Genomic DNA, 9,354 nt, shown 5'->3' on the forward strand with positions numbered 1-9,354 from the left:
CTTACCTACTCATTCAAGTTAAAGTGAGGTTACATCCTGAGTAAACAGTACACCCACGCCAGTCCCTGAATAGACCTCTACCGTTACAGGAGTACTAAATTGCTGCTGCGCCACCTGCCCCCAGCTTTTACCCACGGTTGCCAAACCAATTACCGCATTCTCTAAGGCAGAGCGGCCAATACCATTTTGTACAGTGATATTATCTCCACCACCTGTGCCACCGATCGTAACTGTAGTGTTCGCAGATTGGAAAGCATTACCAAATCCTTCAATGAAGGAAGAGGCAAATAATGAACCGTAGCGTAATAGGTAATGATGGTCCACTTTGCTAGCTAGTGCGGTTCTTGCAGTATTTGGATCAATAGCAAATGCGCTGATTGAAATTGTTTTCGCAGCCCCAGGTATAGACATCGTATTAAAGCTAATGACCATTTTATCGGCGTTACTTGGTAAATTGAAACTTCCAATTAGTTTGGCACCTTTAAACTTACCAGAAACAATTGTCGCTAAAATTGGGCCTGGTTCATCACTGTTTACCGAGGTATCTAATACGGCAAAAAGAATATCACCCGTTCTAATAATAGCTTTTTGATTCGTATTAAATCCACCACCTTGGCTAGTAGTTTGTGTTTGGCTGATTGTTTGTCCAGTCGCAGAAGTAGCCGTTTCAGCCGCAGTTTTTGCAGTATCCCCTTCCGATGTAGCATTGTATGACTGAACCGAAATTTTCTGCCAAGCTTGTAAAGATTGGTTCGCTGTACCAAGCATCTGAGCCATACGTTGCTGAATTTTTTGCTGAAAGCGTTGGTCAGCCAATTGCCGATTCTGTCTGTCTAAAATTGCTTGCAATTGTCTGGAATTAGAAGCGTCTGCAGCAGCCAATGACTGCCCGTCTGCCGCACCTGGTACCCCCGGAAGACCCGGAACAGTTGAAGGAGCCCCTTCTTGAGTCACTCCTTGTAAACCGGCAACTTGAGAGCCTGGAAAACCTGCATTTTGCAATTCTGCATCACTAAAGCCTGCATCTTTCAATTCATCAGCAGTAAAACCCGCATCCTTGAGATCCTTGGCTGAATACCCTGCATTTCGCAAGTCTGCTGCGCTAAATCCTGCATCTTTCAGATCCTTCGCACTAAATCCGGCTGCTTTAAGCTGACTCGCGGAAAATCCGGCATTCTTCAAATCGGCTGCACTAAAACCTGCATCTTTTAATTCGCTAGCAGAAAACCCAGCATTTTTTAGATCAGCTGCACTAAAACCAGCTGCTCGTAACTCTCTAGCAGAAAAACCAGCGTTTTTAAGATCAGCTGCACTGAAACCAGCATTCTTTAATTCTGCAGCAGTAAAACCAGCTGCTCTTAATTCGGCAGCTGTATATCCTGCAGCTTTCATCGCAGCAGCACTACAACCTAACGTTTGTCTAATGGTAGTTGCAGAAACGCCAGCGGCTCTGGCAGCTTTTAAAGAAGCGACACTGCAATCAGCCGTTCTACCAGCAGCAACTACAGCTGCAGTGCCAACGCCAGCCTGTCTTAGCTGTTCTGGAGTAAAACCGGCAGCCAAAAGTTCTGCTGGGGTAAAGCCTGCATTAGACAAGGCTTTAGCATCATAGCCTGCCGCCTTCAGAGCCTCAGCACTACAACCATTTAAATCCCGTATTCGTTTTGCCGAGACTCCTTGGCTAAACAAATATTTTAATTTGGCGGGATCGCAACCTGCCGAACGAATCGTAGCATCAGAAAGTCCAGTGGCAGCGCCTACTTGATCGGGAGTAAATCCTGCAGCCAACAATTGCTGGGGAGTGAACCCTGCTGCCGCTAACTCTTTGGCATCAAAACCAGCTGCTTTCAAGGCATCAAGACTACAACCATTCAAATCACGAATTCTCTTAGCAGATACCCCCTGTACTAAAAGAGCCCTTAATTTAGTAGGATCGCATCCTGCTGCACGAATGGTATTATCATCTACTGGACTTGCGGCAGCAATTTGGGCAGGAGTAAAGCCTGCATTTGCCAAATCTGTATCAGTAAATCCTGCATCCTTTAAGGCTTTGGCATCATAGCCGGCTGCCTTTAAAGCATCGGCAGTACAACCATTTAACGTGCGGATCCTTTTGGCAGATACACCCTTACTGAGTAAAACCTTCAATTTATCCGGGTCGCACCCAGCAGCACGAATGGTATCGTCATCCACAGGTCCTGCAGCAGCAATTTGTGCTGGGGTAAAACCTGCATTTGCTAGATCAGCATCAGTAAATCCCGCTGCCTTCAAAGCTTGAGCACTACATCCAGCATATTGTCTAATGAGCTTAGCACTTACCCCTGCAAGACGTTCTTTCTTAAGAGTTTCTATATCACAGCCTGCGCTTTTAATATCTGCAGGGGTAATTCCTGGTGGTAATTCAGATTCAGCAGCAGCTATTTCGCCGGGAGTATAGCCCGCATTTCTTAAATCATCTGGAGTAAAACCTGCATTGAGCAGATCTCTTGCACCAAATCCTGCTTGTCTTAATTGCGCCGGAGTAAACCCAGCATTCTTTAAATCAGCGGCACTAAAGCCTGCATTCCTCAAATCGGCAGCCGTGTATCCTGCAGCTTTTAATTGTGCTGCACTACAACCATTAATGCGACGAATTGCTGATGCTGTCACACCTGCAGCCCGTAAACGTTTTAAAGCATCCACTTGACAGTCTGCATTACGCACATCTGCTAATGTGATACCGTCTGGTAAACCACTTGCCTTTGCTATGTCATTATCAGAAAAGCCAGCACCTTTTAATTCACCATCAGTAAATCCCCCGTCTTTCATTTCTTGGGCTGTAAAGCCGGCATTTCTTAATTCGCAAGCATCAAAGCCGCAAAGCCTGAGACGCCCAGCATCAAAACCAGCATCTTTCAATTGTCGTGCATTAAATCCAGCAGCTCTTAGCTCTTTACATGAGCAAGTCTGCTCCAGATCTTTAATTTGAAATCCATTATCTCTTAATTGTGTACAAGTACAAGCCGCTTTCAGGTCAGCAATTGTAGCCCCCTGATTCATTACATTAGTGACAGTTGCTTTACTACAACTGCTATTTTGTAAAGATTGAATCCATAAGCTGCGCTGTGCACCCGCTTCATCCTCACGCGCAAGGGTAGCAAATCCAACGCCTCCTTCCCCTTGTTGAGGACCTATCACCTGAACACCTTCGCCCAGTGCCTGAGAACGGATAATGGTTGGAATAGCACTTCCACCTGTTTGCATCGCCTGCACAGCTTGAGAAACATTTTGTTCTTGCTGCAATTTTGCGTATTGCACAGTTGGGTCAATTGCTCCAGGAATAGATTGAATGCCAGGAACATTAGTGACTGCGGAAACACCAGAAGCAACATCTCCAGTACTTCTTAGCTTGATTACTCCTACGGCAACAGCTATTAGTAGCAAGATTGCAGTAAAAATAATAATTACTCGTGAGCGAGTATTAGTGAAGAGCGCCTTAAGATTTTCTTTTTTACCTGCCATTTATTATAACCCTTCTACCTTAAGTTGCATGACTTTACCATGCCAGGAAACAAGCAATACTGGAGATTTCTGCATTTCATAAGCACGCATCCCATCTGCGCTGGTCATACTAGCTATCCAACCAGGAGATAAGATTGTAAGATTTGTTCTCACATACATTTTTTCATCCAAAAGCCACGCTCTGGCATCCCCACCGCTTACTGTCAAACGCTGACTACCCGGAGGAGGAACTCCATCCAATACATGCAATAGAATATCATTGGCACTAGGAGGAATACCCTCTTCCATGGGTATTGCTTTCGCATTAGGACCAATGCCTTGTACTCGTAAATCCACGCGATAATCCACTGCTTTTTGACCTGGAATTAATGTCAACATGACTGGGGTATTAAGACCACGCAGTCTAACTGCCAAGTTACCATAGGTATATAGTTTTAATGATTGAATCATTAAGGTGTTACCTGATTTGTCCCATTGGATATTAAAAGAAGCAGGGTCTCCCAAATCGTATGCGCTAATAGGCCACGGCGACCCAGTTGAATCCAGGAAAACTAATGAGGAAACAAATCCTTGGGATAAACGAATAACCGGTGGTGTGGAACCTGGAGACAAATTGACAAATTGTGAGGTAGCCGTTGGTTTGGGCGGCGTGCCAGCCGTTGCAGCTTGTGCATATTCAGAACTATTGTATATTTGCTTTAACCTAACAATTTGCTCTGGAGTTAGTGGGAACAATTGTCGTGTCACTCCTTCAAATGCCTGACTATCAATAAGTTCATTATCAGCCTCAGGTGTAGAGGGAGTATTATCTTGTTGTGTCTGTGCTTGAGGTCCCTGTACTTGCGGAGCCTGCGTTTGCGGGCCTGCAGGTTGATTGGGAGGTGTCGTTGTACCAGTTTGTTGCTGTGTCGCCTGACCTTGTGTTGGTTGTGCACCCTGTCCTTGTGTTGGCTGCGCCCCCTGCCCTTGCGTAGGCTGTCCTGGTTGAAATTGCGTCCCTGTTTGCGAAAGTTTTTGTTGCAAAAGACGCAATTGTTGCAATGCTTGTTGAGCTGAGTCCGACTGATCCGCTGAATATCCTAAATGCATGGAATCGAGAAGAAGGATAGCAGCTACCCCAACATATTGAAAAATTGATTTTTTCTTATTATTCATTGACTTAATCCACCAGTAGCTGGCCCCACAACAAACTGAGATATACCAATACCACGTGGAGAATTCAATGTTGAAACTCTTGTTATTAACATAGTCACCACGTTATTTTGCTGGGAAAACTCACTAGCACTCTGATAGGTTACTAAAATTGGCATTTGTACACGCCAGGAGTATCTTCCATTTAAAATTCCCTTTTGCAGAATGATAGGCGCACGGGTTGCAACCGCTGAAACAATTAATTTTTTTGCTTTTACAGCATCAAGGTTATTTGATTCTTGCAGTGCGTTTAAAAATTGCGACCACCCATCTGCAGTGAAAAATCCGGAAGAAGCTTGCAACTCTTCACGGTAATTTACGAAATTATAAGTAAATGCCGCAATTGCTGCTTGATTTGCCCATTGCAATACTGCTGAATCCGATTGATTGGGCTCATTTAATGGGTATAAAGGGGTTATTCTTCCATTGATACTGGTAGCAAAATATTTAGGTGCAGGAGGATGAGTCAATAAATAAAAAAGCAAAGAGCCTAAAATGCAATTGATAAGCACGGAAATCAAAAGTACAACCATGATTTTACGTTGACTGTCGCGGTAAAAAGTATTTCTCATTGCAACTGTTGTTAAAGCATCTTCAGCCATAATGTCCTCGGTTATTGCGGTATGACCCTTGTTTCATCATCATTAATAGGATCAGGCTCCAGTAAGGGTGTGTTTGAGTAATTCGGCGTCTTTAGTGGAGTTAGCATTATAGGAGGCGTAATTCCACTCGTTGCATAAAAATCAGGGTCGGGCTGATTAAAATGAACATAATAAATTGCAAGACTTAACAGTAAATTTATAAGCAGGGATACAATAACAAATGTTGCACCTTTACGATAGGTACGAATATAAAATGCTTTAGAATTTTTTATCGTATCCCAAGTCTCTCGCCCCATCCTATCACCGTCTAAATGATTGCATCTCTGAAAGTAATCTCAACGCGCGAATTGGGCGATTTATCACCACCCTGAGTGTAAGCCATGATAGGTTTATCACTACCCGCCCCAACTGTAAAGATAAATCGACTGTCTACCCCTTGTGACCACAAATAATCAGCTATTGCTCTTGATCTCGTTAATGTTAAAGCATGTTCACGTTTTGGAGAAACATACTTACTACTATAGCTTGTAACGGTAATAGCAACTTTACGGAATTGCTTTAAAAAGCTGACGACGTTATTCAATAAACCATACGATTCCCAAGTCAATCGTGGGGACTGATCAGCAAATAATGCTGCAGAAGGAATACTTATCATATAGTCCGAACCAATAGTCACTACTTTCACACCGCATTTAGTCAATCTCTTTTGTAGCCGTATGACTTCCTTATCAGAAGTACCCTCAACTTTTCTAGGTAATCTTGGACCATCAAAGGGTGGTATCCACGTTGCTCTGTTGCAACCGAGCAATAATAGAGAGGCTAGCAAAGCGGCATGCCATGTTGAAAAATAACATACGCCAACACGCAATCGTTTCACTTCATACCCTCTTAATTATTAGATTTTCTCATTAGATCAAATAAAAACATACAAATCATTGCGTTACAAGCAATTCTTAAAATTAAAGTAGAATTTAGGATTGATTGTTAACATTCTAATTTTATAGAACGAATTTCTAGAAATGCAAACTCTATTTAACAAGATGCAAAATAATTGATGAATCCCAGCAGCTATCAGGTGTTTGACATTCAATTAGCGCGCTATTCAAACTTAGATCTTAAACAATGCCTTACAATAATCCCTATACTTGCTTGATTTTTTCAAGCAAGTCTAAAGAATCAACATTAGTTACGATATTTTAAGGTTTTGTCAAAAACACTCTTTGAGAATAGATCTTACAGTTCTTCTGAAGCCTTAGCATTCGCTTTTTCACGCTCGCTAACTATTTTTTCGGAAAGCATATTGACCAATTGAGACAAGTCAGAAGCGCTAATTTCATCACGCTCTTGTGGTGGGTAGCCAGTTGCCATCTGGAAGTCTTTGATAAGTTCATTCGCCACAGTACCGGCATATTTATCCTTTGCCCCACTGATGCGTTCAATGATAGACAAGTAGTTTCTTGTCTCATTAATTGCAATTAATGGTTGCGAAAATTGTTCAACGTCCTTAGCAAGAATTGGTAAGGCATTGGCCGAACGACGAAGCCTACTGAAGATGGTTAGTACGCCTTCTTCTTCTTCCTCTATCAACTCTTCAGCCGGAGGAGGTTCATTATGGCCATGAAATGCTAATAAAGCCGCTACTCCTCGCTCAATTGGCTCACTAATCTTAGACTCATGGAGAGCTTTAGTAATTAGAGTGATTTCTTCCGTTTCGACCATTTTATTGATACTTAGATCACCACTTTCCAATATTTTTTGAAATCCTGAGAGCTGCTTTTGTAACTTCATTAAATATTCATCTGGTGGTGGCTCTACCTTCAGGAATTGGTTAAGTTTTAATTGTTTTACCGGTTTAGGATTGGCATAAAACATACGAGCACGAACAATTTTTGATTTAAAGAAAATATGAGCTTCACCCTCAGTTTGCTCTTTTAAATCTAGTAGGTCGATACGGGCTCGTTTTTCAAAAGAAGAACTTTTAGTATCCATATAGCTATTAGCCATGCTGGTCTCTTTAGTCTGGAAAGAGTCCACTTTGGTGACATAGGCTTCACCAGCTGTTTTTGTAAAGAAGTCCCATGTTTCGGTAGGGTCTTCAAGCTTCATACAAATCTTAATGTTAGTGTTAGCACCGATTGATGCAGCTTCTTCTTTAGAAGCTTTTTGGAATGCTGGCAAGTCTTGCCCTGCAAAAATTGCTGAAAATCCGAGTGAACGCGCTTGAGCTGGTACAACAGCAAAACCTTGTACTGCGTAATACCCATACTCATCCAAAATACACATATACGGCGTGGGTGAATTAGTTGGTTTTCTTTCAATTACATCCCGATAATCCCCTTCTACCTGGTCCCCCAAACCCGCAGCCATCATTGCTTTTAGTGAAGAAACAATAACTTTACCAAGGTTAGACAATTCGTCCGGGGATTTCTCTAAAGCCGGGAGTAGCACTACTAAAATCCTTCGATTAAGAACGACGTCTTTGAAATCTACCTCTGCAAGGTTAGTTCGAATAATATGACCATAAGTATCTGCCAGTGAAGAAAACACACGAACTAACTGCATGGTAATAAAACCATGTTGCTCTAATACTTGTGAGACCTGCTTACCTTTTTTCTCTTTGTTATAACCAGGAAGGTTATAGACATAGTTACGCAATGGGTCGGTAATTAATTTCGGAACAGACTCTATATTGACGCTTTCTTGTTCATCACGGGGGAAAACCTTATCGATAACAATCGACTCAAGGCGTGTTAAATCAAAATAGTTTCGAATCGTATTCGCATCAAGTAAAATTGCTCCCTCATCACGCATGTAAACTAACAGTTTCATCAGCGCTTCAACGAAACTGATAGCACGACCTTTCCACATATCCCCATCGGATGATTGGCCTGAAGAGCCCATCAAACTTACCACAAGCTGGGTTAACATACTTGAGGAGCCTTGGCAAAAAGGGTTGAGAGTATTTGACAAGCGTCTTTCCTGCGGACCAACAATATCACGAGCACCTGTCATGAAGTTAATCAACAATAAATCATCTTCACGCCCCATGCTACGTACCATGGAGAAAACTTTAGCGTAAAGAGAGTTATCCCCTTTACCGTCCACATAAATAAAACCACTTGCTTGTACTAGTGCATTATAAGCCAGTGAAACCAAGGTTTCCGTTTTACCACTACCAGTGGAACCGAAAATAAGAGCATGAGTTCTTAAATCATCATTGGCAAACCATAATTCTTCTTTGGTCTTGCGATCATTACCGAAAAATGCGATCCCTCTTGCGATATTCGGAGTTCCAATACCTGGTTTTAAATCGTTATAATCCTTAACCCTGGCGATCTTTGGTAATCTGAAAGGAAGCTTTTGTTTTTTTGAATAGGCATATAAAAAGAAAGAGGCCCCAACGATTAACATTAGGCTGGAAACTTCAGATAAATAATAAGCTGCAGCCGATAAAGAAACTAAAACGATAGCGACATTTGTGGGGTCAGAAAAGAAATCAGCAAAACGCTGGCCAAGAGTCCGAGTATCCCGCAAAAGCTGGGTAGGATCTATCTCATGACGTGAATCAATACCGCGCATCATGGCTCTAACTCCTGCAATTCTTTAGGTGTTAATTTAACTTCTTTTACCGCAATTTCTAACGCTTTAATTGCCTCATCGATCATAGGCACCAACGAACGTCGTCCCATTACCTTTTCAGCACGCCAATGAGCGAACGGCCCCGCCACCTCAGCAAAGGGAGTTTGTCGCCCTACACAGTTAAGCATATACCATAAACGGCGGTCTATGGGCTTTAGCCATAAAAATTCTGAACTCGGCACAACACCATCCTCACGTGCTGCCTCTAATAATGAAGCCATTACAGTTAAAAGATAGGCATGTTTTGCCAAAATTTCTTGTACGTTCTCAGCACCCTGGTATTTTCTCAACACTGCTTTTGCTGCGGAAAAATCAATCTTACCTCCAGAATAAGACTTATCGATGGACTCCAAAATGCCACTAGCCGCACCTCTATCTCTATTCATGCGAGCCATAAATACGGCTGCCAAGGCAGCGGCTT

7 protein-coding genes are annotated in these 9,354 nt (G+C 42.5%); all 7 read right to left on the bottom strand.

The genetic code is table 11. From position 1 onward, the window contains the following. Positions 1 to 18 precede the first annotated feature (18 nt). Positions 19 to 3,501, bottom strand: coding sequence for a type IVB secretion system protein DotG/IcmE (gene dotG / locus Lbru_RS04220; RefSeq protein ID WP_058440946.1), 3,483 nt, complete (start codon positions 3,499 to 3,501; stop codon positions 19 to 21). Between the two features lie 3 nt (positions 3,502 to 3,504). Beyond that, positions 3,505 to 4,656 (bottom strand): DotH/IcmK family type IV secretion protein, encoded by a 1,152-nt coding sequence (locus Lbru_RS04225; RefSeq protein ID WP_083500814.1) that lies wholly within the window; start codon positions 4,654 to 4,656, stop codon positions 3,505 to 3,507. Beyond that, entirely contained in the window at positions 4,653 to 5,294 is a 642-nt protein-coding gene (locus Lbru_RS04230) for a type IVB secretion system apparatus protein IcmL/DotI (RefSeq protein ID WP_058440947.1), read from the bottom strand. Before Lbru_RS04230 ends, Lbru_RS04225 begins: the two co-directional genes overlap by 4 nt. Positions 5,295 to 5,305: 11 nt before the next feature. Then, on the bottom strand, positions 5,306 to 5,590 hold the full coding sequence (gene icmM / locus Lbru_RS04235; protein WP_058440948.1) for a type IVB secretion system protein IcmM/DotJ: 285 nt from the start codon (positions 5,588 to 5,590) through the stop codon (positions 5,306 to 5,308). 11 nt (positions 5,591 to 5,601) lie between these two features. Then, the gene (gene icmN / locus Lbru_RS04240) at positions 5,602 to 6,171 is read right to left on the bottom strand and encodes a type IVB secretion system protein IcmN/DotK (protein ID WP_083500815.1); all 570 of its coding nucleotides are present in this window, start codon (positions 6,169 to 6,171) and stop codon (positions 5,602 to 5,604) included. Between the two features lie 356 nt (positions 6,172 to 6,527). Beyond that, positions 6,528 to 8,876, bottom strand: coding sequence for a TraM recognition domain-containing protein (locus tag Lbru_RS04245; RefSeq protein WP_058440949.1), 2,349 nt, complete (start codon positions 8,874 to 8,876; stop codon positions 6,528 to 6,530). Then, a partial coding sequence (gene icmP, locus Lbru_RS04250) for a type IVB secretion system coupling complex protein DotM/IcmP (RefSeq protein WP_157061485.1) occupies positions 8,873 to 9,354 on the bottom strand: 482 nt, incomplete at its 5' end. The genes Lbru_RS04245 and icmP, both read right to left, overlap by 4 nt.

It is taken from the genome of Legionella brunensis (assembly GCF_001467025.1).
Taxonomy (GTDB): Bacteria; Pseudomonadota; Gammaproteobacteria; order Legionellales; family Legionellaceae; genus Tatlockia; species Tatlockia brunensis.

Bases quoted from the DNA above. Each gene is read 5' to 3' on its own strand.
- Lbru_RS04225 (WP_083500814.1), bottom strand. From the start codon at position 4,656: ATGAATAATAAGAAAAAATCAATTTTTCAATATGTTGGGGTAGCTGCT.
- Lbru_RS04245 (WP_058440949.1), bottom strand. From the start codon at position 8,876: ATGATGCGCGGTATTGATTCACGTCATGAGATAGATCCTACCCAGCTT.
- dotG (WP_058440946.1), bottom strand. From the start codon at position 3,501: ATGGCAGGTAAAAAAGAAAATCTTAAGGCGCTCTTCACTAATACTCGC.
- Lbru_RS04230 (WP_058440947.1), bottom strand. From the start codon at position 5,294: ATGGCTGAAGATGCTTTAACAACAGTTGCAATGAGAAATACTTTTTAC.
- icmM (WP_058440948.1), bottom strand. From the start codon at position 5,590: ATGGGGCGAGAGACTTGGGATACGATAAAAAATTCTAAAGCATTTTAT.